The sequence below is a fragment of the Burkholderia sp. Tr-862 genome (genome assembly GCF_011753085.1).
Taxonomy (GTDB): domain Bacteria; phylum Pseudomonadota; class Gammaproteobacteria; order Burkholderiales; family Burkholderiaceae; genus Burkholderia; species Burkholderia ambifaria.
This window is the reverse complement of the sequence record NZ_VWWG01000039.1, coordinates 25,780-50,864: the sequence shown is the minus strand read 5'-3', so window position 1 is coordinate 50,864 and position 25,085 is coordinate 25,780. Positions and strand designations below refer to the sequence as shown.

Sequence of the window (25,085 nt, the reverse complement as noted above, 5' to 3'; positions counted from 1 at the left end):
TTTCGGTTCGGTTAAGAACCGGTCGCTCACTCAAAGCTGACAGGAATATGAATCACTTCATAAACCTGACTTACTTTAGTGTGAGACTCTTGATACTTTCGCTATCTGATCCGAAGATCAGCTCGCTACCATCAAGCGCCCACACTTATCGGCTGTTAATTTTTAAAGAGCATTTCTGCGAGAAACCTTCTGTTTCTCAGCAGCGCTGCGTTTTCAGCAGCAGAGAAGTGAGATTATGAACCGTCTTTCTTCGCTCGTCAACAACTTTTTGAACTGCTTCGTTGCGACGGCGGGGGTTCAACTTCGTGTGCGCCGGGGCTTCTACAACCCACCCTCGACAGCACCGCTTCCCTTCCCTCCCACGCCGCGTTTCCGTTAGCGCGAAAGAGGCGTGATTGTAGGCACCCCTCCCCGCCTCCGCAAGCCCCTTTGTGAAAATATTTTGAAAAAGCCCCCGTGCGCTGCCGCGCACGGGGGCTTGGTGCATGGCGCTCTAAATACAGCTTCGCCAGGCGCCCGCGAAGGATCCTGCGCGCGTCCTTCTTTCGTCCTATATATAAGAGGCCCACAGCATCCCGTATGTACCTCGCGTCAGTCATCATGCCGCGGAACAAGCAAAGGGGTACGCGCCGTCGAGTATCATCCCGCGATCGAACAACGCACTCATACCGACGATGGACAGCACCACTCAATCCGGCGACGCCGATCTTCGCGACGAATATGTCGCGCTGCGCGAGCGCGCCGTCATGCTGGAAGAACAGGTCCCGCCGCTTCTGCAACGCATCTCGGATCTCCTGCCGCGCATCAGCGGCGAGTCCGAACTGGCGGACGAGCATCGCGAACGGCTCGTCGGCGCACGCAACGCCGCGATGGTCTCGATCGAAAACTATCAGCAGGCGATCCCGTTCCTGCAAACCGCCGACTCGATCATCGAGCAGCTCGACAAGACGCCCGAGCGCGACGAGGACATCGAGTGGCGCGAATCGCTGCTGCAGCGGCTCGACGAACTGATCGACGTCGCGGTCGTGATGATCGACGATGCGCAAGCCTATTTCGAGGAAGCGGACGCTTGCGATCTCTCCAGCGTGCCGAAGTCCATTCTCGAAGACTGAGCATCACGGCCGGGAGGCGTACGGTGCATCGACTGAAGATGTTGCGCATGCCACCGGCTGCGCACCTGCCGACCGGCTGTCGCTGCTCGACACCTTGACGTCGACAGTTAGAGGCGTTCCCCGTAAAAGCTCACCTTGCCGTCACGGGTTCACGGGTACCAGCCAGCCGCGGCCCGTGAGTGACTAGAGCGTATCGAGCACGATCGTCTCGCGGACGATCGGCACACGGATGTACCCGCCCTCCGCATCGCCATACGCGTGCGCGTTTCCGTCGATCACGTACTGTGCGGTCAATGCGCACAGCGTGGCGTCCCGCGCGTCGACCGAGCGCAGTGTCGACACGTCGATCCCGACTTGCGCCAGCAATTGCCGGCGCTGGTTGCGTTTCTGCTTCGCCGACGCAATCGCCTTGCCGAGCATCGCGCAGGTAATCGCGTACGGATAGGTCTCGAAGCTCACGCGTCCGCCGGCATACCGTGCGTCGGTGAGCAGCGGATAGGCCTGCGCCAGCGCGCGGTACACACGCTCGCCCATGAACATCCAGTCGAAGAAGCCCGACGCACTGGTCACGGCCTGTTCGCGCGACGGCGTCGGAAAGCACGAGATCCGCTCACGCGCAAGCGCCTGCTCGGCCGCGCGGCGCCCGCTTCCCGTCCACCACAGGCTCGGCGCATCGACGCCGACGGCCACCACGTCATGCTCGATACACAGCGAAGGCAGCGCTTCGGGCGCGATTCGCGCCTCGCGGCAGACGATCGTCGAGCCGCGCAGGATCACGAGATCGCATTGCTTCTTGTCGCCGCCCACGTCGACGCCCGCCACCGCAGGCGACGACCGCGCGACGGATCGGGATCGGGCCGCCTGCATGGCTGCGCGTCAGTCCGCCGGCCGCGCGTCGTACGCGGCATCGAAGATCCCTTCCAGGCCGGGATGCACGCCGCGCATCCGGTCGACAACCGACTTCGCCCAGTCGAAGTACGACTGCTTGCGCTCGAGCGGCCAGTCCACGGGCGGATGCCGCGCGATGTCGCGCAGGTTGCAGATCTTGTCGGCCAGCTTCACGAGCTTCGCGCGCCGGCTGATGCTCGCCGCATGCTCGACCTGAAGGCGCTTGCGCTCGTCCTTCGGCAACGACTTGTCGTCGGTGACTTCCATCACGATGTCCGCGACGTCCTTGCCGAACAGCCGCAGCAGTTCCTGCTCGGTTGTCTCCGTGTCCTCGATCGTGTCGTGCAACACAGCCGCGACGATCACGCGCTCGTCCTCGATGCCGGCTTCGTTGGCCAGCACATCGGCCAGCGCGATCGGATGGTTGATGTACGGCGATGCCTCGTCGTCCTTGCGCCGCTGATTGCGATGCTTGTCCGCCGCGAATGCGATGGCAGCTACCAGCTTGTTCATATTGATCCCTCGTGTGGCCGGACTACGGCCGGCAGAACCGGTCGCGTCCGTTTCGGAACCGCACATACTACCTGTACGCGATGATCATTCCCACGTATCGGGAACATCGAGCCGCCCGGCGTCATGCGCCGGCCGTCTCGCGCTGCAGCCCGACCACGTTGACCTGCGCGCCGAACACGTCCCGCACGAGCGGCAGCAGGTGATCGTGGTGCGTCAGGAACAGCACCTGGGTTCGCGTCGACAGATCGCGCAGCGCCTCGAGCCCCGCCTTCGCACGCGCATCGTCGAAGTTGATGAAGAGATCGTCGGCAACGAACGGCAGCGCGGTCCGGCTGGCGAGCTGCAGTTCGAGCGCCGCGATTCGCAGCGCGAGGAACAGCTGGTCGCGCGTTCCTTCGCTCAGGCCGGCAACCTCGACCGACGTGCCCTTCGTGCGGCGCGCGTACAGCGCGGGCGGCGTCCGTTCGGTGTCGACGGTCAGCCGCGCGAATTCGCCGAGCGTGAGCCCCGCGAAAATCTCGCCCGCCCGGCGCAGCATCGGCCCCTGCTTCTGGTCGCGATAGCGATCGGTCGCCCACTTCAGCAGACGGCTCGCGGTCGCCGCTTCCAGATACTGTTCGGCCGCATCGCCCATCGCGGCCAGCGCTTCCTGCCGCTTCGCCTCGGCCACGGCCGCGCTCGCCTGGCCGTCGATCGCGCCGAATGCCTGCTGGGCGACGACCTGTTGCTGCGCGAGCGCGTTCAGGCGCTTGCCGACATCGCCGAGCGACTGCTTCACTGCTTCGAGATGCGCGGGCACGTCGGCGATGTCCTGTTCCGCGACCTCGGCCTCGACGGCCGCCTGGGACAACCCGTCGCCATCGCGCACCAGCGCCTCCTTCGCGGCATCGACAGCCTGCCGAAGCTGGCGCTGCCGATCCGATCGCTCGGCCAGCGGCAGCGCCGCGTCGATCGACGCGACGCCGGCCAGTTGCAGCAACGGCTGAATGCGTGCATCCGCACCCGCCACCGCGGCGGCCGCGTCGGCGACCTTGCCGTCGGCCTGCCGCACCGCCGTGTCGGCACGACCGATTGCGCGCGCGGTTTCCCGTGCGGCCGCAACGCGCATCGTCAACCGCCGCGCAACGTCCAGCCAGTCGCCACTCGCCAGCCATGCGGGCTCGAGCGCTTCAGCGAGCCGCCGTGCACCGGCCTCGAGCGCAGCCAGCTCCGCACGGATCGCGGCCATCCGGTTGCGCGGCGCATCGGCGCCGGCCAGTTCGGCCGTCACCGCATTCGCGAGCCCGAGCGCCCCTTCCGCTGCAGCCAGCGTCACCGCATTCGCTGACAGCTTCGCGTCGGCGAGCGCATCGCGCCATTGTGCTTGCCACGCATCGTAGGCCGCCCGGGCCTGGCCGGCGCGTGAACGGGCCGTCGCGCATCCGCGTTCGGCTTCGCGCGCGCGGTCCTCCAGGCTGTCCTTCTGCGCGAGCGTCTTCTCGGCCGATTGCACGAACGTCTCGGCGATCGCGATGAGTGCCGCCAGCCCGTCGGCGTCGCTGCCGCGCGATACCAGGCGCAGCGCCGTACGCAACGCAGCTTCCGCGCCGGTCCGCGCTTCGCGGATCGTCTCGAATTCGCGGCGCTGGCGGTCAAGCTCGAGTTGCGCGGCAAACACCGTGTCGCGCTTCGCGAGCCAGTCGCCCATCGCCGCCAGCGGCATGCCGGGCACGCCAGCCGTCGTCGCGAGGTCGGACCATGCGTCGCGGTGCGCGGCCAGCTCGCGCTCACGCTCGTCGACTGCCGCCTGCCGGCGCGTCAATACGGCGCGGGCGGACTCGACCTGCTGACGCAGCGATTGCAACGTCGCCGCCGCTTGCGTGGCGCCGAGCTGCGCATCGACGAGTTCGTCGGCGAGGCGAATCGCATCGTCGACGGCCGGCGCACCCGTTGCAAGATCGACCGCGCCACTGCGGATGTCGCCCCACGCACCGTCACGACGTGCGCGCGCCGCCAGCACCTCGGCGGTCGTGACGACCTTGTGGGTCTCGGCGAAATGCTTCTCCTGCAGTTCGAGCCGCTCGAGTTCCTCCTGCGCGCTGTCGCGCGCATCGCGTGCGGCGGCCGCCGCGCTCGCGCGCTCGCTTGCTTCGTTGAGCAGCGTGCCAAGCCGCGCCGCGGACGGCACATCGAGCACACGCAGCGCGTCGACCGGCTTGCGCCACTGGCCGAGCGCATCGAGCGCATCGGCGAGCGCGCGCTCCGCGGCGGCGATGTCGCGTTCGAGCGCCTGTTCGCGCTGGCCGCTGCTGCGAAAGCCCTGCGCGTCGGCAAGCGCCGCCCGAAGCACTTCCGGCACATCGACCATGGACAGGCGCGCCAGTTGTTCCTGCGCCTGCGTGAGTTCCTGCGTGCGCTCGTCGAGCGATTCGCGCGCGCCGGCCAGCGCCTGATGCAGCGCGCCGTGATCACGCAACAGGTTCGCGACCGTCTTCAGCGACAGCGCGGTCGGCAGCGACGCGCGCAGCGACGCCTCGTCGGTCGGCCAGCCGAGCTGAGCCGCGGCGGAACCGGCGGCGGACAGATGCCGCTCGACGTTCGCGCCAAGCAACAGCAGATCCTGTGCGTGATTCATGCATGCGCCGCGCAACTGGTCGAGTGCTTCGATGTCGCCTTCGAGCGCCAGTGCGTCGGCATCCGGATCGATCGCATCGCGCGCCTGCCGTTTCGCGAGCAGGTCCGCACGGCGCTCCTCGAGCACCTTCTGTTCGGCCGCGAGATCGCCTTGCGCTTTCAGCAGGTCTGCGTACGCGGTCGGCGGCAACTCGACCACGGCGCCCAGTTCGGCAAGCGCCGCTTCCTTGATCGTCAATTCCTTCAGGTACGGCGCCAACCGCCGCACGCGCTCGAGCTTCGAGCGCAGCGCTTCAAGGCGGCGCTGCTCCGTGCGCGCCTGTTCGATCTCCTGCTCGACCGCATCGCGCGCTTCCTTGCGATCGACCCAGTCGCGCGTGCGCACCTGGACGGCCTTCAGTTCGCCGACCGCCTCGTTGAACGACGCCTCCGCCTGCGCGAATGCGCTGCCGCTGCGTCGCGGCGCCCACAGCTCGCCCGCGCGTGCGTCGAGTTCCTCGCGCACGGGCCCGAGCGTGCCGACGCCCGCCGCCGATTCGAACAGCACCTGGCCGAGTTTGTCGGACGCGTCGAGGATGCTCCGGCCGCCGTCGACGAGCCGACCGTGGTCGAGCCCGAACATCTGCTCGAAGAATTCGCGCGTCGCGCCGTCGAGAATGGCGTTCAGATAGTCGTCCGGCAGCTTGTCGTCGGCGGGTGTGCGCAGCGGGCTGCGCCCGCGGGCGCGATGAAAGGCGAGCGCGCCGGCGCCGCTCTCCAGCACGCCGCCGATCCGCAGTTCGGGCGTCGCATGCAGGAAGTCGAGCGGCGTCTGCAGCTTCATCCCGAACAGCAGTTCCGACACGGCCGTCCGGATCGTCGACTTGCCCGCCTCGTTCGGCCCCACGATCACGTGGAAATCCTGGCCGGCCGACGGAAAGCGCAGCGTCTCGTCGGTGAACTTGCCGTACTTGATCAGATCGAGTTGGCTGATACGCATCGTTTATTCCCCCCTTGCCAGCCGCGCGAGCAACGCGGGGCCGACCTGCTCGACCAGCGCCGTGAGTTCGCCGGCGCGCGCCATCGTCAGCAGCGGCACCTCCTCCTTCACGTCGCTGCGCACCTTGCCGACGAACGGCTTCAGGTCGCGCTCGAGCAGCGCGAGGAAATCCGGATCGTGCGCGGCGTCGGCCAGGATCTGCTTGAGATCCTCCAGCGCCTCGAGTTGCTCGCTCTCGCCTTGCGGCTGCTCGGGTGCGGACGTCGCGAGCCGGACCTTCTCCAGCCACAGCCGTTCGTTGCCGATGATGCCGATCTGGTTCAGCACCTCCGCGCGCAATTGCGGCGCACGCCCGAAAAAGAGGCCGTGCGCGGGCGTGCGCCCCGTGACCGTCACGCGCACCGCGCGCGGCACGTGGCCATCGACGTTCAGCAGCGCCTCCAGCGACTGGCCGATCTTTCTCGACAGGTCGGCGACCGTCAAGCAGTCGGACGCGTCGACCGACACGGCTTCCCAGCGCAGCACGTCGAGGTACAGACGTTCGAGGTGCGTGCGCCCCTGCTCGATCGTCACGAGCACCGCGCCGCGGCGGCCCGTCTCGCGGATATGGCGGCCCTGCAGGTTGCCGGGAAACACGACGGTCGACGGCCCCGACCATTGCTGGAACTCGTGCACGTGGCCGAGCGCCCAGTAGTCGTAGCCTTTCGCGTGCAATTCCGCCAGCGTGCACGGCGCATAGTTCGCATGCGCGGCATAGCCTTCGAGCGCGGTGTGCAGCACGCCGATGTTGTAGTAACCCGGCACCGGGTCCGGATAGCCGATCGCGAGATTGTCGACGACGGCCTTGTCCTTGAAGCTCTGCCCGTGCAGCGCCACGTCGAATTCCGGCAGCCGGTGGGTTTCCGGCTTGCGGTGGCCGAACACGGTGACGTTGTCGGGCAAGGTGAGCTTCTTCGTCATCTCGCTTTCGGCATCGTGATTGCCGCCGAGCACGAATGCGCGAATGCCGGCCTTGCGCAGGCGGCCCATTTGCTGGCCGAAGAAAATGCCGGTGTTGTGGTCCTTCCAGTCGCCGTCGTACAGGTCGCCGGCGATCACGAGGAACGCAACCTCCTCTTCGATCGCACGATCCACGAGTTGCCGCAGCGCCTCGCGCGACGCGTTGCGCAACTGCGCGGCCGGCGCGTCGGGATACGCGCTCAGGCCGTGCAACGGACTGTCAAGGTGAATGTCTGCCGCGTGGATGAACTTCACGAAGATTCCTCTGTTTCATGACGAAGGGGCGATGTCGACCGGCATCGTACGATATCGAACGCCGGGCACGGCCGCCCGTCGCCAGCGGGTCGGGATGGTACCTGAAAGCGGGCGCCGCGCAGGCGCACGGCCCGGCAACCTGACGACGGCGAGTTCGTCGCGCCGCGTCACTCGCCGCGCGGCACGGGCGGCGGTGCAAAGCCGTTGTCGTTGCCCGGGAACGGATTCGCGTTGCGACGCAGCGCTTCCTCGTCGCTTTCCTTCTGCGCGAACAATGCGACGCCGATCACACCGACGTTCGCCGTCTCGCCGTACTTCGAATTCGCGACATAGCTGTCGGGCACCGACGCGAAGCGGAATGCGGCGACTTCATCGCGACTCTTGCGGAAGCCCTCGATCGTCAGCGTGCGGCCCGGATACAGCACGTAGCCGCCGTTCGTGTAGCTGCCCGGCCGCCCGGACAGCACGTCGAGCCCGTCGACCGTCGACACGATCTCGAACGTACGGCGCCCCTGGTTGCGCAGCACGATCCTGTAGCGCGCACCTTCGACGCCCGCCATGTGCCAGCGGCCGTTGCTGCGCGCAAGGCGCAGCGGCGCACCTGTTTCGTCCGTAAACGACAGCGCGATGTCGCCGTTCGCGAGCACGACGCGCGTCGGCAACCGGCGAATCTGCGACGCGGGCGGATGCCCGGGTAGCGCGTCGTTGTAGTAGACCGACGCGAGATCCGTCGGCGTCGCCGGGTCCGCGCGTTCGAAATCGACCTTGCGAGTTTCGGAACGGACCGACTCGCCCCACGCGGTGCCGAGCCCGCGGCGTTCACCGGCTTCCTGGGTGGTCGGTGCGGCCGGCGCCGCGGTGCTCGCGGATGGCGGAGGCGGTGACGCGCACGCCGCGAGCCACAGCACGCAAGCGAGCGCGAGCAGACGGAACAGGATGGTCATGATCGTGATGCCTCGGAATGTTATCGGACCACGCCGGGCGGGCCGGCGCGGCACTTTGGTGTCGTCTGTCGTCACGATGCCGATCGGACATGCTTGCCTGGGCCGGTGCCGCCACGCGGGAGGCCCGGCAGCCGGGAGCCCCGCTATTTAAGCATGGCGTGCAGGCAATGGGCAGAGCGTATACGGAGCGCCTGTTTCGGTCCGCGGCGCACACTTCCGATCACGATGCGCGGCGCATCAATAAAAAAAGCCCGGCCCGCATCGAAGCGGGCCGGGCCTGCGCGGGAAGCGGGTCGCTTACAGCGCGCCGCCTTGCGCCGACGCCGAACCCTTCACGCCGACCGATGCGCCGCCTTGCACCGAGTTCGTCGCGCCCTCAAGCGCTTCGCCGGCCTTCGCCTTCGCGCCGCCGGCGACATCGCCCGCCGTCGACACCGCGCCTTGCGCATGGCTCTTCGCCGAGTTCGCGACGTGCTTCACGTGCGACTTCGTCGCGTGCGTGGCCGATACCGCCGCATCCTTCGCCGAGCCGGCGGCCGAGCCGACTGCCTGCGTCGCGCCGCCAACCGTGTTGCCGGCCGCCGAGCCGACGCTACCGACCGTCTTGCCGACGCCGTTCAGCGCGCCGCCAACGACGTTGCCTGCGCCCGAACCCGAGCCCGCGGCGTTCGCGCCCGCACCTGCCTGCACGCCCACGCCGCCACCGAGCAGCGGCGTCTGGACTTGTGCGCCGACGCCGGCGGAACCCTCAGCGCCCGTCTGGGCCGTTTGTGCGAAAGCCGCCGATGCGATTGCCGTCAGCGCGGCGCCAAGCAGAATCGTGCGAATCTTGTTCATGGTCATTCTCCCCAAAGACGTTGTTGCTGCGGGCCGCGTTCTGCGGCTGGTCGCATGCCTCACCGCGACGTGCGGCAGGTGGAGCTAATGTAGCGGCGCCAACGCCCAAAACCGTCGAATTGCGGGGACTGTTACTTCCGTTGCAAATGCTGACGATTGACTCACACTGTTTGACAATCACCGCGACCGGCCCGTGATTGGCGTCGTCCGATGGCATGCATCGGTGCGCCGGGCACAACGCGCCGGCTAGCAGGGAAAGCGGCCGTTCCTGTAGGCATCCCAAAGGATCTCGGTCGGCCAGCCGTCGGTGCGGCCCGACGAACGGCTTCGCGCGATCAGCTCGATATCGTCGGACACGCACGCCGCGATGTCGGCATTCCCCGAGGCCCGGAACGCCAGCCTGAACGCCTTTTCCCTGAGCGCATCCACCGCCCGCTTGTCGAGCGCGGCACCCGGTTCGCCGTCGACTTCGTCGAACGCCGTCATCCAGCGCGCGTCGAACGGCTCCGCGTCGCGGCTGGCCAGCGCGCGATCGCAATCGATGTCGCCGAGGAAATCGAAAAACCCCGGGGCCGACAGGATGGCGTCCATTTCGAGCAGATGCGCGTTCGTCACGGCGGCCCCTTGCCACGATGCGTGGCCGTTCTGTTCATCGATCGTTGCCGCCATGCGCCGCTTTCAAGTTCGGCATCGGCGACGCGCAGCCCCGTATCCGCCGCGACCGGCAGACGGGAGCCGCACGCCATTCTCCGCTACCGCCGGCTTACGGCCTGAACGTGTCGCCGAGCACGACGCCTTCGCGACGCGGATCGGTACCGCCCTGCAGTGCGGGCGACTGTCCGACCGTCACGCGCATCACGGTGTTGACACCGCTCGCCTGCGCCGACGTCGACACCTTGTGCCCGAGCGCGACGAGGCCCGCGATCAGCGGATCGTTCGCGCCGTTGTTCGACGCATTGATGTTCGGATGCTCGCCGCCGATGTTCGTCGTCGGGCTGTTGCTCGCGCCGAAGTCGACGAGACCCGCGGACTGCTGCGCATCGAGCCCCCAGTCGAGCGCGCCGACGAGCGTCTTCACCACATATTGCGGAATCGTGCCGCCGCCCGGCGAACCGGTAGCCATCACGAAATCGCCGCGCGAGCCGTCCGTGGCGGTGCCGAACACGATCGTCGGCGCCATCGAGCTGCGCGGCCGCTTACCCGGCTGCACGCGGTTCGCCACCGGATTGCCGTTACTGTCGAGCGGGTTCGCCGAGAAATCGGTCAGCTGGTTGTTCAGCAGGAAGCCGTTGGTCATGTGGAACGAGCCCATGCTCGACTCGACGGTCGTCGTCGCGCTCAGCACGCTGCCGTCACCGTCGACGATCGTGAACTGGTTCGTGCCGTGTTCGATCAGCGTCGTGTCGACGCCGAGCGGCACTGCGCCGAAATTACCGGGCTGCGCGGTGCCCATGCTGCGGCTCGTGTCGATCAATGCGGCACGCGACTTCAGGTACGGCTTGTTCAGCAGCGTGTCCCACGTGCCGCCCGGCAGCGGCACGAAATCGGTATCGGCCACGTACTTGTCGCGATCGGCATACGCGAGCCGCTCGGCTTCGGTGATCAGGTGCACGCCGGCGACGGTCGGCTTGCCGCCTTCGAGATCGATCGCCGTCGGCTTCAGCGGCTTCAGGTCGAAGTTCTCGAGAATGCCGAGCGCCGACGCGACCGCGATACCGCCCGACGACGGCGGCGGCATCCCGCATACCCAGTAGCTGCGATAGGTCGTGCACACGGGGTCGCGACGCTTCGCCTGGTACGCGGCCAAATCGGCGACGGTCGTCTTGCCCGGCGTGATCGTCGAGCCGTCGGCGCCCTGTGTCGTCGCGATCTTCGCGACGATGTCCTGCGCGATCTGCCCCGTGTACAGCGCATTCGCACCGGACTGCGCCATCAGCGTCAGCGTATGCGCGTAAGCCGGGTTCTTCAGCACGGTGCCGAGCGTTTTCGGCGTGCCGTCCGCCTTCAGGAAATACGCGGCGGCCTCGGGATCGCGCTTCAGGTTCACGGCGTTCAACGCGATCGCATCGGCCAGCCGGCCGCCGATCGGGAAGCCGTTGGTCGCGAGCGTGATCGCGTCGCCGAACAGCCCCTGCCACGGCAGCTTGCCATGATCCTGCTGCAACGCCTCGATGAGCCTCGGTACGCCGATCGTGCCGATCGAACGGCCGCTTGCACGCGCGTTCGGTTGCGGCGCCGACCGGTCGTTCTGGTCGTCGACATAGCGCAGGTAGTTCTCCGTCGCCGCCGCCGGCGCCGTTTCCCGTCCGTCGTACGCCTGCAGCGTCTTGCCGCGCGCATCGTAGTAGAGCAGCACGCCGCCGGAGCCGAGGCCGGTCGCCTCGGGCACCGTCAGGCCGAGCACGGCCTGCACGGCGACCGCCGCATCGGCGGCCGTGCCGCCCCGCTTCAGCACCGCGCAACCGGCCGCGCTTGCATACGCGTTCGAGGTGGCCACGAGGTACCGCTTCGCGTAGACGGGCTTCATGCCGGTGCGGTAGCCCGACGAGGCTTCCGGCAGCGACGGATCGCCGGGCTGGTTCGAGCCCACGACGACCGTCGAGCCGCTGCTGTCGATCGCGAGGCAACTCGTGTCGGATGCGGGCGGCGACGTGGCACCCGCGTTGTTTTCGATTTCGTCACTGCCGCACGCCGTCATCAGGACGGCGGCGACCAACGCGGACGCGTACGGGAAAAGCGCGGTTCTGTTCATGGTCTCTCGGGATTCTCGTAGTTCGTTGCGCGTTCGTCACGCTGACGGCGCCCCCCCTCGGCGGGCGGACAACGCGATCGATAGTCCCATGACCGGATTTTTTTCCGCAATAAGGAATTGATGCGATGTGACCGGCGCATCGGCGGCGCAGCAAGCACGGGCTTGCTTGACGGTGCCGGCGGTTACGCCGCCGGTCTCCCGTGCCAATCCGCACGACACCTTTTTGACACCATCATCCGGGCCGGCATTCGGGCTCCACATGCATGGCTGTCCGTACCGATTCGTTATCGGGACTTCAGACAAGGTGGGCGAAACTGGCAACGCGAACGCCCCGATCGTCTGCGTGACAGACGATGCGCGACAGGGTGACACAGTCTGGGTTCACTGTCGCGCCGCCTTCGACGTACATGCGTGAAAAGGATCTCGAGCCAGCACCCCGGATCACCCCTGCGGGCTCGACGAGGCTCGGACCCGCCAGGTCGCGGCAGTCCTGGGTGCGTTACCGCCGCCATTCGAGGCGGCGGATGCCGTGCGCGACCGCGCGTCATCCGACACCCGCGTCGGATTGAGCTCGCGCAGCACACTCGCACGGCCGCCGTCGTCGCTCGGCAATTCCGGCTGCCCGCGCGCAAAGGCCGGCATGGCCGTCGCCGCGAGCAGCGCGGCGACCACCATCCGGGAACGGAGCTTTGTCACGTTCCCCCGCTTCATTGCGCACTCGCGGTCGATACGGTCGTTGCCGTGGCGGCCATCGCGGTGCGCTGTTCACCGTGCGCGATCGCGTAGAGCTCGCGGTTGCGTGCGACCGTCGCCGCGCTCGGCGGATAGTCGGAGTTCGAAGTGGGCACGATGCCGTCGCGTTCTGCCTGAACGAGATCGGCGATCACCTCGGCACGGGTCACGCCGGACGACGAGGTTTGTGCGAAGGCGGCTACCGGTGTTCCGACGACGACGGCGAGCAGTGCGGCTGCGATCAGTTTGCGATTCATGATGAAACTCCCGAGAACGGTTCAATGAAGACGCATCGTCGATGCGCCGCCGGCGTGACCGCAATCGCGATTCGCCGCCTGACACGTCCATTCTGGCGATCGGCCCGCACCCCACGCTGACCGGCAGATGACAATTTTGAAATCCGTCGCCCACGCACGGATAACAGTTTCGTAATGTTCAGGTCAGCGTCGGGTCAACGCTGCGCCAGCAGACTGCAAGCTCACCGCATCGAATGCGGCACCCATGCCCTGCATCGAGGAACAAAATCATGTGGATCGTCCGGCTGGCGTTGCGCAGGCCCTATACCTTCGTCGTACTCGCATTGCTGATCTTCATCGCGGGACCGCTCGCGATCCTGCGCATGCCGACCGACATCTTCCCGAACATCGACATTCCGGTCGTCAGCATCGTCTGGTCATACAACGGCTTTTCCGCCGAGGACATGGCCAAGCGAATCACGTCCAACTACGAGCGCGCGCTGACGTCGGACGTCGACGACATCGAGCACATCGAATCGCAGTCGCTGAACGGGGTGTCGGTCGTGAAGATCTTCTTCCACCCCGGTGCGGACATCAATCGCGCGATCGCGGAAGCCGCGAGCAATTCCGCGTCGATCCTGCGGATCCTGCCGCCCGGCACGCTGCCGCCGAACATCATCACGTACAACGCGTCGACGGTGCCGATCCTGCAGCTCGGACTGTCGAGCAACACGCTTGCCGAACAGCAACTGTACGACCTCGGCAACAGCTTCATCCGCACGCAGCTCGCGACCGTGCAGGGCGCGGCGGTGCCGCTGCCGTTCGGCGGCAAGATTCGCCAGATCGTCGTCGATCTCGACACGCGCGCGCTGCAGGCGAAGGGGCTCGCGCCCATCGACGTGGTGAACGCGATCAACGCACAGAACCTGATCCTGCCGGGCGGCACCGCGAAGATCGGCACGCGCGAGTACAACGTGCAGATGAACGGCAGCACACAGACGGTCGCCGCGCTGAACAACCTGCCCGTCAAGACGATCGACGGCAATGTGGTCTATGTGCACGACGTCGCGCACGTTCGCGACGGCTACGCCCCGCAGACCAACATCGTGCGCGTCGACGGCAAGCGCGCGGCGCTGCTGACCGTCGAGAAGACCGGCAGCGCGTCGACACTGACGATCATCGACCAGGTCAAGGCGATGCTGCCGAAGATCGCGGCCGGCTTGCCGAAAGCGCTGCACATCTCCGCGCTCGGCGATCAGTCGGTGTTCGTGAAGGCGGCGGTCCAGGGCGTCGTGCGCGAAGCGCTGATCGCCGCCTGCCTGACCGCGCTGATGATCCTGTTGTTCCTCGGCAGCTGGCGCGCGACGTTGATCATCGCCGTATCGATTCCGCTGGCCGTGCTCACGTCGCTGCTCGCGCTGGGCGCGCTCGGCCAGACCATCAACATCATGACGCTCGGTGGGCTCGCGCTCGCGGTCGGGATACTCGTCGACGACGCGACCGTCGCGATCGAGAACATCACGCATCATCTCGAACGCGGCGCGCCGCTGGAAGACGCCATTCTGACCGGCTCGGGCGAAATTGCCGTGCCGACCTTCGTGTCGACGCTGTCGATCTGCATCGTGTTCGTGCCGATGTTCATGCTCACGGGCGTCGCGCGCTACCTGTTCGTGCCGTTGGCCGAAGCGGTGATCTTCGCGATGGTCGCGTCGTATTTCTTCTCGCGCACGCTGGTGCCGACGCTCGCCATGGTCCTGATGCGCGCGAAGGGGCAAGGCCGCCCGCCGCGTGGCGTGTTCGCGCGCATCGCACGATTCCAGGCCGCGTTCGAACGTCGCTTCGAGGCGGTCCGGCTGCGCTATCGCGCGCTGCTGTCGGCGGCGATCTCGAATCGCCGCCGTTTCGCGGCCGCGTTTCTGCTTGCGTGCGCCGCATCGACCGGCCTGTTCGCATTCGCCGGCCAGGATTTCTTCCCGTCGGTCGACACGGGCGAGATCCGTCTGCATCTGCGCGCCCCGACCGGCACACGAATCGAGGAAACCGCACGCCTCACCGACGAAGTGGAAGCGCGCATCCGCACCGTGATTCCGGCGAACCAACTGGCCGGCATGCTCGACAACATCGGCGTGCCGGTGAGCGGGATCAACCTCACGTACGACTCGTCCGACCCGATCGGCACCGAGGATGCGGACGTGAACATCACGCTGAAGCCGAACCACGCGCCTACGGCAGCGTATGTCGCGAAGCTGCGCAACCTGCTCGCCCAATCGTTCCCGGGCGTGACGTTCGCCTTCCTGCCGGCCGACATCGTCAGCCAGATTCTCAATTTCGGACTGCCCGCGCCGGTCGACATCCAGATCGTCGGCAACAAGCTTGACCAGAACCGCGCGGTGGCGAATGCGCTGCTTGCCAAGCTGCGCGGCGTGCGCGGCCTCGTCGATACACGCATCCAGCAGCCCGGCGACGAGCCGGCAATCAACGTCGACGTGGACCGCACGAAGGCGATTCAGGCCGGCCTCGAACAACGCGACGTCGCGCAGAACCTGCTGATCGCGTTGTCGGGCAGTTCGCAGACGACGCCGAACTTCTGGCTCGATCCGCGCAACGGCGTCAGCTACCCGTTGATCGTGCAGGCACCGCAGTATTCCGTCGATTCGCTGCAGGCGCTTGCGAACATACCGCTGCCGACGGGTGCCGCGCGCCCGCCGCAGACGCCCGTGGGCGGTCCGGCCGCAGGCGCGCCCGCACAGAACCTGCTCGGCGCATTGGGCGCGTTCTCACGCGCGACGCAGCAGGCCGTGGTGTCGCATTACAACGTGCAGCCCGTGCTCGACATCTTCGCGTCGGTGCAGGGACGCGATCTGGGTGGCGTCACGGCCGACGTGACGAAGCTCGTCGACGATGCGCGCGCGCAACTGCCGCCCGGTTCGTCGATCGTGCTGCGCGGTCAGGTGCAGGCGATGCACGAATCGTTTGCCGGGCTGCTCGGCGGGCTCGCGATCGCGATCGCGCTCGTCTACTTGCTGATGGTCGTCAACTTCCAGTCGTGGCTGGACCCGCTCGTGATCGTTGGCGGCCTGCCCGCGTCGCTCGCCGGTATCGCGTGGATGCTGTTCGTCACGCGCACCACACTGTCGGTGCCCGCGCTGACCGGCACGATCCTGTGCATCGGCATCGCGACCGCGAACAGCATCCTCGTCGTCAACGCGGCGCGCGAGCTGATCGCGAGCGGCACACCACCGTGGCAGGCCGCGCTCGAGGCCGGATTCAGCCGCTTCCGTCCGGTCGTGATGACCGCGCTCGCGATGCTGATCGGCATGTTGCCGATGGCGCTCGGCCTCGGCGACGGCGGCGAACAGAACGCCCCGCTTGGCCGTGCCGTGATCGGCGGGCTGGCGTTCGGCACGCTGTCGACACTGCTGTTCGTACCTGTGCTGTTCGGCTTCATCCACGCGTGGCTCGACCGACGCCGCGAAGCGGCCGCCGCCCGCCGCGCGCAGGACATGCCGGTGGTGCGCTGATCGCTAACGCATCCCGATTCCCTTCGACTCGCCCGACATCGAACTCATCATGAACGACACGACCGAACCTCTGACCCCGCCGCCGGCTGCCGAACCGGAAACGATGCCGCCTGCCGCGCACGGCGCAGCGCCAGAAACGCCGCCGCCCTGGCGCGGCCGCAAGCTGGCCGTCCCGCTTGCCGCGATTGCCGTCGCCGCCGCGCTGCTCGCGATCGGCATCGTGCCGCGCATCGACGCGCGCGCCGCGCAGCGCCATCAGGTGGCGGCGCAGCAGGCGCTGCCGGTGACCGTGATCCAGCCCGGCGCCGCACCGGCCGACCAGACGCTTACGCTGCCGGGTGCCGTGACGCCGTATGCGGAAGCATCGATCTACGCGCGCACGAGCGGCTATATCGCACACTGGAGCGCGGACATCGGCACGCATGTGAAGGCCGGGCAAACGCTCGCGCAGATCACGGCGCCCGACCTCGACGCGCAGCTGCGCCAGGCGCGCGCGGACGCGGCGACCGCGCAAGCGAACTACGACTATGCGAAATCGACCGCGCAGCGCTGGCAGGACATGCTGAAGACGCAATCGGTGTCGCAGCAGGACACCGACACGAAGGTTGCCGACATGAACGCGAAGCGCGCGATGCTCTCATCCGCGCAGGCCAATACCGCCCATCTGAACGAGCTCGTGTCGTTCGAATCGGTGAGCGCGCCGTTCGACGGCGTGATTACCGCGCGCAACGTCGACGTCGGCACGCTCGTGACGGCGGGCGGCACGCCGGGCAGCCCCGGGCTGTCTGGCGAACTGTTCCATCTGGAGCAGACGGACACGCTGCGCGTGTTCGTCGACGTGCCGCAGGACAGCGCGACCGGCGTCTCCACCGGCACGGCCGTCTACCTGACCACGCAGCAGTATCCGGGGCGGCGCTTCGCCGCGCACGTCGCCCGCAGCGCGGGCGCGATCGACCCGGTCACGCGCACGCTGCGCGTCGAGATCGACGTCGACAATCGCGATGGCGCGTTGCTGCCCGGCGCGTATGCACAGGCGCACCTGCTCGTGCCGAGCGCGGCGCCCGCGTTCGAGCTGCCGGTCAGTGCACTGCTGTACCGGCCGAACGGCGTGACGGTTGCAACGGTCGGCGCGGATGGACGCACGGCGCTGAAGACCGTGCAGATCGGGCGCGATTTCGGCACGCATGTCGAGATCGTCGCGGGGCTCGGCGCGACCGATCGCGTGATCGACAACCCGGGCGATTCGATCGCAAGCGGCGAAACCGTGAAGATCGTGTCGGTCGAGCACGGCGCGGTGCCAGCAGCTTCGCCGACAGCGCAACCGGGCACGGCAAGTGGCGTGCCGTCAGCGCCACGCGCGGCGACGTCCCTGCCCGCCTCCGCGCCCGCTGCGCCCGCCTCGAACGCCCGCATCTGACCCGCCATGCCTACCTGTGAGATTCCCGCCATGCGCCTTCCTCACCCGCTCCCGTTCGCCCGCCGCGTCGTCGCGCTCGGCGTTGTCACCGCGTTGGCCGCTTGCTCGACGCTGCCGCCCTATTCGCCGCCGACTGTCGCGGTGCCCACGCACTATGCGGGCGCACCGGCCGCGCAACCGGGCTGGCATGTCGCGGCGCCGGCCGATGCCGCGTCGCGCGGCGCGTGGTGGACCGTGTTCCACGACGCGGATCTGAACGCGCTCGAAGCGCGCGTCGACGTGTCGAATCAGACCGTGAAGAAAGCCGTTGCCGACCTCGAGCAAGCGCGCGCGACGGTCAACTACCAGCATGCGGGGTTTCTGCCGACAGTGACGGCGGGCGTGGCGCAAAGCCGTTCACGCATATCGCAGAACAAGCTGGGTTCGTCACTCGCCGGCAAGACGACACCCGACCATCAGGTCGGCGTGACTGCAAGCTGGGAACCCGACGTGTTCGGCCGCGTGCGCGATGCAGTGGCAGGTGCGCAGGCGAACGCGGACGCGAGCGCCGCCGATCTGCAAGCTGTAAAACTGTCGGTCACGGCCGAACTCGCGACCGACTATTTCGCGCTGCGCTCGCTCGACACGCAAAAGCAGCTGCTCGACGACTCGGTGCGGGCCTATGCGGATGCGCTGAAGCTGCTGCAACAGCAGCTCGCGGCCGGCGCGATCGATGCGTCCGCCGTCGCACAAGCCGAAACGCAACTGGAAGCGACGCGCACGCAGGATACCGACATCGACGCGTCGCGCGCGCAGCTCCAGCATGCGATCGCGACGCTCGTCGGCGAAAACGCATCGACGTTCGCCTTGCCGCCGCGCGTTCAAGCGTTCGATGTGCCGGCCATTCCGGCCGGCGTGCCGTCGCAACTGCTCGAACGACGGCCTGACATCGCGGCTGCCGAGCGTCGCGTCGCAGCCGCGAACGCGCAGATCGGCGAAGCGCACGCCGCGTTCTTCCCCGACCTCGTGCTGTCGGCGAGCGCGGGGCTCGAAAGCGGGTTCTTCATGCCGTGGCTGACCGCGCCAAGCCTGTTCTGGTCGCTCGGCCCGCAACTCGTCGGCACGCTGTTCGACGGCGGCCGGCGCAGCGCGACGCTGCGCGGCGCGCACGCGCAGTACGATGGCGAGGTCGCCGACTATCGGCAGACCGTGCTTGGCGCATTCCAGCAGGTGGAGGATCAACTGTCCGCGCTCGATGCGCTCGCGTCCGAAGCCGCCAGTCAGCGGCGCGCGACCGACGCGGCCGACCTGTCGCTGCGGCTGACGACGAATCGTTTCAATGCCGGCGCCGTCAGCTATCTGGACGTAGTGACCGCGCAGACGATCGCGCTGACCAATCGGCGCCAGGCCGACCAGATCGCCGCGCGCCGGATGGAAGCGTCGGTCGGATTGCTGAAGGCGCTGGGCGGCGGCTGGCACGCGGGCGCGGATATCGCCGCTTCCGCCGCCGGGTCGGGCACGGCGATCAAGACGCAGGGTTCCTGACGAAAATGAGGATGAATCGCGTGCCCGTCGCGTCGCTTTCGACGCGCGCGCTGCCGCCGTGCAGTTCCATCACCGAGCGCACGATCGCGAGCCCGAGCCCGGCCGTGCCGCCCGGCACGCCGCCGCTGCGCGCGGGGTCGCCGCGTACGAATCGGTCGAAGATGCGCGGCAGCAGCGCGGGATCGATCGGCTCGCCCGGATTCTCGACGACGACGCGTACCGCGTCCGCCGTTTCGTCGACGCTCAGCGCGATGACGCCGCCCGCAGGCGTATAGCGCAGCGCATTCGCGAGCAGGTTGCCGACCGCGCGGCGAAACAGTTCGACATCGGCAGTCAGCTGGCCGTGCCCTTCGACGCGCAGCGTCGAACCCGCTTCATCGGCGAGCCCTTCGAAGTATTCGGCGATGCGCGTCAGCTCGTCATGCACGTCAAATGCGCGCTGCCGCGTCACGAAGGTCGGGTGTTCGGCGCGCGCGAGAAACAGCACGTTCTCGATCATCCGCGCGAGACGGTCGTATTCCTCGAGATTCGATTCGAGCAGCGCCTGGTATTCGCCGGGCGAACGCGGCCGTGCAAGCGCCACCTCGGTCGCGCCGCGCATGTTGTTCAGCGGCGTGCGCAGGTCGTGCGCGAGATCGGCGCTGAATTGCGACAGATGTCCGAAAGCTTGCTGCAGACGGCCGAGCATCGCGTTCTGCGCATCGACGAGCGCGCGCAGTTCGCGCGGCGCGCGCGCGGCGTCGAGCCGCGCGTCGAGCTTGTCGACGGTGATCCGGCCGGTGTTCGCGACGATCTCGCGCAGCGGTGCGAGCGCCGTGCGGATCAGCCAGTAGCTGAGCAGCATCGCGCACAGCGCGCCCAGCCCGCCGGCGAGCTTCAGCTTGTCGCGATAGCCGTCCAGCAGTTCGGCGCGATCGCTCATGTCGCGCGCGATCGCGATGCGGATCTGCGTACCGTCGCGCAGCATCGCGCCGGCCACGACACCGCGCACGGGCGTGCCGCCGTCGGCGCGCCATGTCGCGATCCGGTCGACCGTGATCCGGTCGGCCGCCGGCACAGGCGTCGCGTCGCGCGGAAACAGCTCGGCATCGGGCAACGCAGGCGGTGCGGGCGACGCCGTGCCCGACGCAACCGTCGGCAGATCCTCGCGCTCGTTGCGCCTGACGTTGTGCCGCGCGAGCACATTGCCCCGATCGTCGATCACGGCCATCGAGAGTGCCGCGTTCCCGAGCACCTGGCTCGTCAGCCGGTCCGCGTGCGCGCGCACGGCGTCGAGCGAATCGAGTTCGCCCGCGAGCCGGCGCGTGTGTCGTGCGGCAAGCACGATGTCCAGATCGTCCTGCGTCCTCACCTGCCGCTCGAGGCCGGTATACACGTACGTGCCGACGAGCGCGAAGACCGCGAGCATCGTCGCCCCGAACGCGAGCGCGAGCGTCGCGCCAAGCGATCGACCGAGCGTCATGCACCGTCCTTCGGTTCGAGCACGTAGCCTACGCCGCGCACCGTATGGATCAGCTTGACCGGAAACGCATCGTCGATCTTCGCGCGCAGTCGCCGGATGGCGACTTCGACGACGTTGGTGTCGCTATCGAAGTTCATGTCCCAGACATACGACGCGATCTGCGTGCGGCTCAGCACCTCGCCTTGCCGACGCGCGAGCAACTGCAGCAGCGAGAACTCGCGTGGCGTCAGGTCGATCCGCACCGTGCCGCGCTTCACGCGGCGGCGCACGACGTCGATTTCCAGGTCGCCGACCACGACGCGCTCGGTCTCGCGTGGTGGCCCGCGGCGCGCAAGCGTGCGGATGCGAGCGAGCAGTTCGACGAATGCGAACGGCTTCACGAGGTAATCATCGGCGCCCAGTTCGAGACCGTGCACGCGATCCTGCACATCGTCGCGCGCGGTCAGGAACAGCACGGGCGTGGTATGGGTGTCGCGCAGGCGCTTGAGCACGCCCCACCCGTCGAGCACGGGCAGCATCACGTCCAGCACGATCACGTCGTAGTTCTCTTCCTGCGCGAGCATCAACCCTTCCGCGCCGTCCTTTGCGAGATCGATGCTGAAGCCGGATTCCTCGAGCCCTTTCTTCAGATACGCGGCCGTCTTCGGTTCGTCTTCGACTATCAGGATGCGCATGCTCGGCTCCATCGCATTCGGTTGGAATATGCGGCGATGTTACCGGTAAACCGGCGGGCGAAAGGCTTCGCCGACCAGCGGCACGGCTCGATGACGAAAATGTAATCAGCCGGTCAGCGCGTTGACGGTCGCGGCATTGCGCACGTCGTGACTATGCGGCGGGGATTTGCCATACCGCGGCCTGGCAGCAATGAGCCGCACGTTCGCTTCCAGCGTAAACGGCCGCTCGGCGGATGGCGGTCGATCTCGGCGGATGCACCCGCATCGGCACTGCCGTTTCGTGCACCACGCGGCGGCGGCGCAATGAACGACGTGTTCCTGTTGCTTGCCGTGCGCGGTGCGCGGTGCGCGACGCACCCTATTCGCTCTTGTTCGACTGGACCAGACGCAGAATCCGGCTGTCGTACGGCGACTGCATGACTTCCGCAATGCGGATGTCGGATGCGGCCGGGTGCAGCGGGTTCAACAGGAAGTTGTGCGCGTGCGGCACGACGACGCTCGGTACGCGCAGCAGTGCGCTCGGCTGCGTGTGCAGCCACTCGGTGCCGGCGCTGCGGGTCCAGTCGACGTTCTCCCGCCAGTCGGCCGGCGCATCGCCTTCGGCGATCTCGGCAACGTCCACCGATTCGGACACCTCGACGCGCAGCAACTGGTATCCGCTCGGCAATTGCGCAACGGTGGCCATTTCGAAGTGGACGAGCGTCTCGAGCAGCGCGAGCGCCGGATGCTCGGCGAGATAGACGACGGGCTGCCCGGCAAAATGCCAGCGCCCGCCGGCCCGCAAGCCGCCGATGCCTTTCAGATCGGCGTAATTGCTGATCCGCCACAGCGTCGTCAAGCGAAATACCCCTCGTCGATCTGCGTGAGCGCCTCTTCGACGAGTCGCGCGCCGTGCTCGGTGCTCGACATGTCGAGCGACGTGCGGCCACCGAAGCGCTGGAGCCCGTTGCGCAGCCACGCCATCGCCTTGTCCTGATCGCCGAACGTGGCCGTCGCCTGCGCGACGATGCGCGCAAGCCGGATCGCCTTGTCCGATTCCTCCGGCGACAGGCGCTCGTGTGCCTGGCGGCGATGGCTCAACGTGCGCCGCGGGATGATGAAGGCGAGTTCGTCCGACTTCAGGCCGCGCTCCGACAGCCGATCGATCACCGCGACGTCGACGCGCGCGCTCGCCAGCTCGGCGAGATCGGCGCCCGAGCGGACGCGAATCGCGAGCAGTTGCTCGAGTATCGTGAATTCGGCCTGGCGCGGGTGCGCGACGCCCGAAGGGTGAAACGCGATCGTGCTCATGATTCTTCTCCGGCAATTTGCCCAAACATTATAGGCGTTTTGCCGAGGGCGGGCAGATTCTTGTCGTCACGGGTTCGATTGCGCATCGTCACGGGCGCGCCGCTTCGGCCCCATTACACGTGGTCGCGGGCGCGCAATCGACGGTTCGCGCGGGAGCGGAGGCAGTGAAATTCGGGAATGAAGGCCTGTACCGACGTCATGTGGTTGTCACGTAACAACTTTTCTAAGGAATAAAGATCGGCAGGCACGACGCGCGACGCCCCGGGGCGTCCTTCCTCCGACGTCCTGCCCGGTGCCGACGCCGATCAGCCGGCCCATGCCGACGATCGGATCACGCTGCAGAAATTGCCTGCATGGAAATGCGGATCCTTGTCGGCCAGCACATCGGCCTTCACGTTGCCGAACGTCGTGTCCGGCTTGTGCCGGATGCCGTCGTAGAACGCCTGGATGATGTCTTCCTTGAAATGCGGCGTGCGCGGATGCGCTCGGACGATGGCGTCCCGTTCGACGTCGCTGTACTCCGGATACGCGAGGCCCAGCACGTCCATCTCGACCCCCGCGGTGACGAGCGCGACGACCGGATGCATGTGCCGCGGAATGCCGGGGGTGGTGTGCAGCGCGATCGCAGTCCATACGACGTCGATGTCCTGCTGCGAAATGCCCTTGCTCTTCAGGAAATCCCGGGCGGCATTGGCGCCGTCCACTTCGAATCGTTCGCACGCGCTGCTGTGCCGATGCGTGAGCCCCATGTCATGAAACATGCAGCCGCAATAGAGCAGCTCGGGATCGTAGCGGAGCCCGCGGTGCTGCCCCGCAAGCGCGCCGAAGTAGTAGACGCGGCTGGAGTGATGAAACAGCAACTCGGACTCGGTATCCCGTACGAGTTCGGTGATTTCGCGAGCGAGTTGGCTATCGGGAAGGGTGATGCCGGCGACGTTCATAGTCATGATCGATCTCCATTGAAGACAGCAACCATTCTCCGGAGGCCCGGGTTTGGCATCAATCGACGTATTACGCCAAATCCTGCCATTTCGCTCGATCGACGGCCATCGCCGCCGCAACCCTCGAATCGCGCCCGCGAAGTGCGCCGATGCGCCGCTCGTCGCCTCGCATTGCGCGTCTATACTGCTACGCGTCACGTTCGACACATCGATACAACACGCAACCGAACATGCCGAAGGTCGTGGGAATTTTCGCGGTACCGGGCGTACAACTGCTCGACGTCTCCGCGCCGCTCGACGTATTCGCCCAGGCCAACGCCGAATGCGGCAAGCCGTTCTATACGCTGCGGATCATCGCGAGTGAGTCCGGGCCGATCCGCACGTCATCGGGCGCGCAATTGCTGGCCGACTGGATCGCTCCCGCCATTCCTGATCGCCTCGACACGCTGCTCGTCGCCGGTGCGCCGGGTGCCGCCCAGGTCGCGCTGCGAACCGACGTTCTCGCATGGCTGCGCTCGGCCGCCGTGCAAAGCAAGCGGTATGGCTCGATCTGCACCGGCGCCTTCATCCTCGCGGCGACCGGCCTGCTGAAAGGACGACGCCTGACGACGCACTGGGCCGCCGCCGACGCGCTCGCCGATGCGTATCCATCGCTCACGGTCGAAGCGGACGCGCTGTACGTACGCGACGGCAAGCTGCGCACCGGAGCGGGCGTCACGGCCGGCCTCGATCTCGCGCTCGCGCTGGTCGAGGAAGATCTCGGCCGGGAAATCGCGCGGCGCGTCGCCGCGCAACTGGTCATGTTCTTCAAGCGCCCGGGCGGGCAGCTCCAGTTCAGCCGCAGCGGCGAGGCACGGCCGGCCGGGCGCTCCGTGCTGCAGGAAGTCCAGCGCTGGATCGCCAGCCATCCTGAACTCGAACACTCGGTGGCGGCACTCGCGAAGCATGCGGGCATGAGCCCGCGCCACTTCGCGCGGCTCTTTCGCGCGGAGGTCGGCATGACACCGGCCGCGTGGGTCGAAGCGACCCGCATCTCCGCGGCTCGGCAACTGCTCGAAAACGGACATGACACGCCCAAGCAGGTCGCCGCGAAATGCGGCTTCGCGAACGTCGATACGCTCAGACGGTCGTTCGCCAGGCACGTCGGGATCACGCCCGCCGAATACCGGAAACGACAGTCGGTCGTCGAGGCGTGAGTGACGCGATACACATCGATGCGCGAGAAGGCGGGCCCGGTCCGCATTGCACAGCGATGGGGCGAACGCATTGCCTTGCCCGCGACCAATGCTTCGTTATCCGATTTAATTGATCTTTCAATCGGCCGAGGCCGGCGTGCGGTTGCGATACGCCTCTGTCCCGGATCGCGCCGGTTCCTGGGTTCAGCACCACCAATCGC

General features: G+C 67.3%; 20 protein-coding genes and 1 pseudogene. 6 read left to right on the top strand and 15 right to left on the bottom strand.

Features of this window, described 5'->3' with window-relative positions:
- Positions 1 to 674: 674 nt before the first annotated feature.
- Positions 675 to 1,112, top strand: a complete 438-nt coding sequence (locus tag F3J14_RS14285; protein ID WP_166723540.1) for an ATPase — start codon at positions 675 to 677, stop codon at positions 1,110 to 1,112.
- 183 nt (positions 1,113 to 1,295) lie between these two features.
- Here the strand turns inward: F3J14_RS14285 and F3J14_RS14280 are convergent, their stop codons facing one another.
- The 10 genes from F3J14_RS14280 to F3J14_RS14235 form a co-directional block, all read right to left on the bottom strand.
- Positions 1,296 to 1,979, bottom strand: coding sequence for a DUF429 domain-containing protein (locus tag F3J14_RS14280; protein WP_166723539.1), 684 nt, complete (start codon positions 1,977 to 1,979; stop codon positions 1,296 to 1,298).
- Between the two features lie 9 nt (positions 1,980 to 1,988).
- The gene (locus tag F3J14_RS14275; protein WP_166723538.1) at positions 1,989 to 2,513 is read right to left on the bottom strand and encodes an HD domain-containing protein; all 525 of its coding nucleotides are present in this window, start codon (positions 2,511 to 2,513) and stop codon (positions 1,989 to 1,991) included.
- 121 nt (positions 2,514 to 2,634) lie between these two features.
- Positions 2,635 to 6,105 (bottom strand): YhaN family protein, encoded by a 3,471-nt coding sequence (locus F3J14_RS14270; RefSeq protein ID WP_166723537.1) that lies wholly within the window; start codon positions 6,103 to 6,105, stop codon positions 2,635 to 2,637.
- Positions 6,106 to 6,108: 3 nt separating this feature from the next.
- A complete protein-coding gene (locus tag F3J14_RS14265; RefSeq protein ID WP_166723536.1) occupies positions 6,109 to 7,359 on the bottom strand; it encodes a DNA repair exonuclease in 1,251 nt (416 codons plus the stop codon).
- A 167-nt stretch (positions 7,360 to 7,526) separates the two neighbouring features.
- The gene (locus F3J14_RS14260) at positions 7,527 to 8,303 is read right to left on the bottom strand and encodes a hypothetical protein (RefSeq protein WP_166723535.1); all 777 of its coding nucleotides are present in this window, start codon (positions 8,301 to 8,303) and stop codon (positions 7,527 to 7,529) included.
- Positions 8,304 to 8,600: 297 nt separating this feature from the next.
- Entirely contained in the window at positions 8,601 to 9,140 is a 540-nt protein-coding gene (locus F3J14_RS14255; RefSeq protein WP_166723534.1) for a hypothetical protein, read from the bottom strand.
- Between the two features lie 246 nt (positions 9,141 to 9,386).
- Positions 9,387 to 9,809 (bottom strand): hypothetical protein, encoded by a 423-nt coding sequence (locus F3J14_RS14250; protein ID WP_166723533.1) that lies wholly within the window; start codon positions 9,807 to 9,809, stop codon positions 9,387 to 9,389.
- A 94-nt stretch (positions 9,810 to 9,903) separates the two neighbouring features.
- Positions 9,904 to 11,892 carry a gamma-glutamyltransferase family protein gene (locus tag F3J14_RS14245; protein WP_166723532.1) on the bottom strand — a complete coding sequence of 663 codons (1,989 nt, stop codon included), beginning with the start codon at positions 11,890 to 11,892 and terminating at the stop codon, positions 9,904 to 9,906.
- A 441-nt stretch (positions 11,893 to 12,333) separates the two neighbouring features.
- Positions 12,334 to 12,603 (bottom strand): hypothetical protein, encoded by a 270-nt coding sequence (locus F3J14_RS14240; RefSeq protein ID WP_166723531.1) that lies wholly within the window; start codon positions 12,601 to 12,603, stop codon positions 12,334 to 12,336.
- Positions 12,600 to 12,881 (bottom strand): DUF4148 domain-containing protein, encoded by a 282-nt coding sequence (locus F3J14_RS14235; RefSeq protein ID WP_166723530.1) that lies wholly within the window; start codon positions 12,879 to 12,881, stop codon positions 12,600 to 12,602. Before F3J14_RS14235 ends, F3J14_RS14240 begins: the two co-directional genes overlap by 4 nt.
- 269 nt (positions 12,882 to 13,150) lie before the next feature.
- Between F3J14_RS14235 and F3J14_RS14230 the strand changes: the two genes are divergently transcribed.
- Genes F3J14_RS14230 through F3J14_RS14220 form a run of 3 tightly spaced genes read left to right on the top strand, consistent with a single transcriptional unit; the run spans position 13,151 to position 19,322 of the window.
- On the top strand, positions 13,151 to 16,381 hold the full coding sequence (locus F3J14_RS14230) for an efflux RND transporter permease subunit (RefSeq protein ID WP_166723529.1): 3,231 nt from the start codon (positions 13,151 to 13,153) through the stop codon (positions 16,379 to 16,381).
- Positions 16,382 to 16,430: 49 nt separating this feature from the next.
- A complete protein-coding gene (locus tag F3J14_RS14225; protein WP_166723528.1) occupies positions 16,431 to 17,798 on the top strand; it encodes an efflux RND transporter periplasmic adaptor subunit in 1,368 nt (455 codons plus the stop codon).
- Positions 17,799 to 17,828: 30 nt separating this feature from the next.
- Positions 17,829 to 19,322 carry an efflux transporter outer membrane subunit gene (locus F3J14_RS14220; RefSeq protein ID WP_166723527.1) on the top strand — a complete coding sequence of 498 codons (1,494 nt, stop codon included), beginning with the start codon at positions 17,829 to 17,831 and terminating at the stop codon, positions 19,320 to 19,322.
- Here F3J14_RS14220 and F3J14_RS14215 read toward each other — a convergent pair.
- Positions 19,303 to 20,784 carry a heavy metal sensor histidine kinase gene (locus F3J14_RS14215; protein WP_166723526.1) on the bottom strand — a complete coding sequence of 494 codons (1,482 nt, stop codon included), beginning with the start codon at positions 20,782 to 20,784 and terminating at the stop codon, positions 19,303 to 19,305. The two genes, F3J14_RS14220 and F3J14_RS14215, sit on opposite strands and share 20 nt — an antisense overlap.
- Positions 20,781 to 21,458: a heavy metal response regulator transcription factor gene (locus tag F3J14_RS14210; protein ID WP_166723525.1), complete on the bottom strand. Its 678-nt coding sequence runs from the start codon at positions 21,456 to 21,458 to the stop codon at positions 20,781 to 20,783. Before F3J14_RS14210 ends, F3J14_RS14215 begins: the two co-directional genes overlap by 4 nt.
- 222 nt (positions 21,459 to 21,680) lie before the next feature.
- On the opposite strand from F3J14_RS14210, the pseudogene F3J14_RS35680 reads away from it, so the two are divergent.
- Positions 21,681 to 21,800, top strand: a pseudogene (locus F3J14_RS35680) (site-specific integrase); the annotation flags it as partial.
- Between the two features lie 16 nt (positions 21,801 to 21,816).
- Here F3J14_RS35680 and F3J14_RS14205 read toward each other — a convergent pair.
- The 3 genes from F3J14_RS14205 to F3J14_RS14195 form a co-directional block, all read right to left on the bottom strand.
- A complete protein-coding gene (locus F3J14_RS14205; RefSeq protein WP_166723524.1) occupies positions 21,817 to 22,296 on the bottom strand; it encodes an RES family NAD+ phosphorylase in 480 nt (159 codons plus the stop codon).
- Positions 22,293 to 22,748, bottom strand: coding sequence for an antitoxin Xre/MbcA/ParS toxin-binding domain-containing protein (locus tag F3J14_RS14200; RefSeq protein ID WP_006753033.1), 456 nt, complete (start codon positions 22,746 to 22,748; stop codon positions 22,293 to 22,295). Before F3J14_RS14200 ends, F3J14_RS14205 begins: the two co-directional genes overlap by 4 nt.
- 305 nt (positions 22,749 to 23,053) lie before the next feature.
- Positions 23,054 to 23,695 carry an HD domain-containing protein gene (locus F3J14_RS14195; protein ID WP_166723523.1) on the bottom strand — a complete coding sequence of 214 codons (642 nt, stop codon included), beginning with the start codon at positions 23,693 to 23,695 and terminating at the stop codon, positions 23,054 to 23,056.
- Between the two features lie 224 nt (positions 23,696 to 23,919).
- Here F3J14_RS14195 and F3J14_RS14190 point away from each other — a divergent pair, with 224 nt between their 5' ends.
- Positions 23,920 to 24,885, top strand: a complete 966-nt coding sequence (locus F3J14_RS14190; protein WP_166723522.1) for a GlxA family transcriptional regulator — start codon at positions 23,920 to 23,922, stop codon at positions 24,883 to 24,885.
- Positions 24,886 to 25,085: the final 200 nt, after the last annotated feature.

What these genes read in the sequence shown, in the direction of transcription:
- F3J14_RS14245 (WP_166723532.1), bottom strand. Translation starts at nt 11,892, where the DNA reads ATGAACAGAACCGCGCTTTTCCCGTACGCGTCCGCGTTGGTCGCCGCC.
- F3J14_RS14270 (WP_166723537.1), bottom strand. Translation starts at nt 6,105, where the DNA reads ATGCGTATCAGCCAACTCGATCTGATCAAGTACGGCAAGTTCACCGAC.
- F3J14_RS14195 (WP_166723523.1), bottom strand. Translation starts at nt 23,695, where the DNA reads ATGACTATGAACGTCGCCGGCATCACCCTTCCCGATAGCCAACTCGCT.
- F3J14_RS14280 (WP_166723539.1), bottom strand. Translation starts at nt 1,979, where the DNA reads ATGCAGGCGGCCCGATCCCGATCCGTCGCGCGGTCGTCGCCTGCGGTG.
- F3J14_RS14225 (WP_166723528.1), top strand. Translation starts at nt 16,431, where the DNA reads ATGAACGACACGACCGAACCTCTGACCCCGCCGCCGGCTGCCGAACCG.
- F3J14_RS14285 (WP_166723540.1), top strand. Translation starts at nt 675, where the DNA reads ATGGACAGCACCACTCAATCCGGCGACGCCGATCTTCGCGACGAATAT.
- F3J14_RS14260 (WP_166723535.1), bottom strand. Translation starts at nt 8,303, where the DNA reads ATGACCATCCTGTTCCGTCTGCTCGCGCTCGCTTGCGTGCTGTGGCTC.
- F3J14_RS14240 (WP_166723531.1), bottom strand. Translation starts at nt 12,603, where the DNA reads ATGAAGCGGGGGAACGTGACAAAGCTCCGTTCCCGGATGGTGGTCGCC.
- F3J14_RS14275 (WP_166723538.1), bottom strand. Translation starts at nt 2,513, where the DNA reads ATGAACAAGCTGGTAGCTGCCATCGCATTCGCGGCGGACAAGCATCGC.
- F3J14_RS14235 (WP_166723530.1), bottom strand. Translation starts at nt 12,881, where the DNA reads ATGAATCGCAAACTGATCGCAGCCGCACTGCTCGCCGTCGTCGTCGGA.
- F3J14_RS14210 (WP_166723525.1), bottom strand. Translation starts at nt 21,458, where the DNA reads ATGCGCATCCTGATAGTCGAAGACGAACCGAAGACGGCCGCGTATCTG.
- F3J14_RS14200 (WP_006753033.1), bottom strand. Translation starts at nt 22,748, where the DNA reads ATGAGCACGATCGCGTTTCACCCTTCGGGCGTCGCGCACCCGCGCCAG.
- F3J14_RS14215 (WP_166723526.1), bottom strand. Translation starts at nt 20,784, where the DNA reads ATGACGCTCGGTCGATCGCTTGGCGCGACGCTCGCGCTCGCGTTCGGG.
- F3J14_RS14250 (WP_166723533.1), bottom strand. Translation starts at nt 9,809, where the DNA reads ATGGCGGCAACGATCGATGAACAGAACGGCCACGCATCGTGGCAAGGG.
- F3J14_RS14255 (WP_166723534.1), bottom strand. Translation starts at nt 9,140, where the DNA reads ATGAACAAGATTCGCACGATTCTGCTTGGCGCCGCGCTGACGGCAATC.
- F3J14_RS14190 (WP_166723522.1), top strand. Translation starts at nt 23,920, where the DNA reads ATGCCGAAGGTCGTGGGAATTTTCGCGGTACCGGGCGTACAACTGCTC.
- F3J14_RS14220 (WP_166723527.1), top strand. Translation starts at nt 17,829, where the DNA reads ATGCGCCTTCCTCACCCGCTCCCGTTCGCCCGCCGCGTCGTCGCGCTC.
- F3J14_RS14230 (WP_166723529.1), top strand. Translation starts at nt 13,151, where the DNA reads ATGTGGATCGTCCGGCTGGCGTTGCGCAGGCCCTATACCTTCGTCGTA.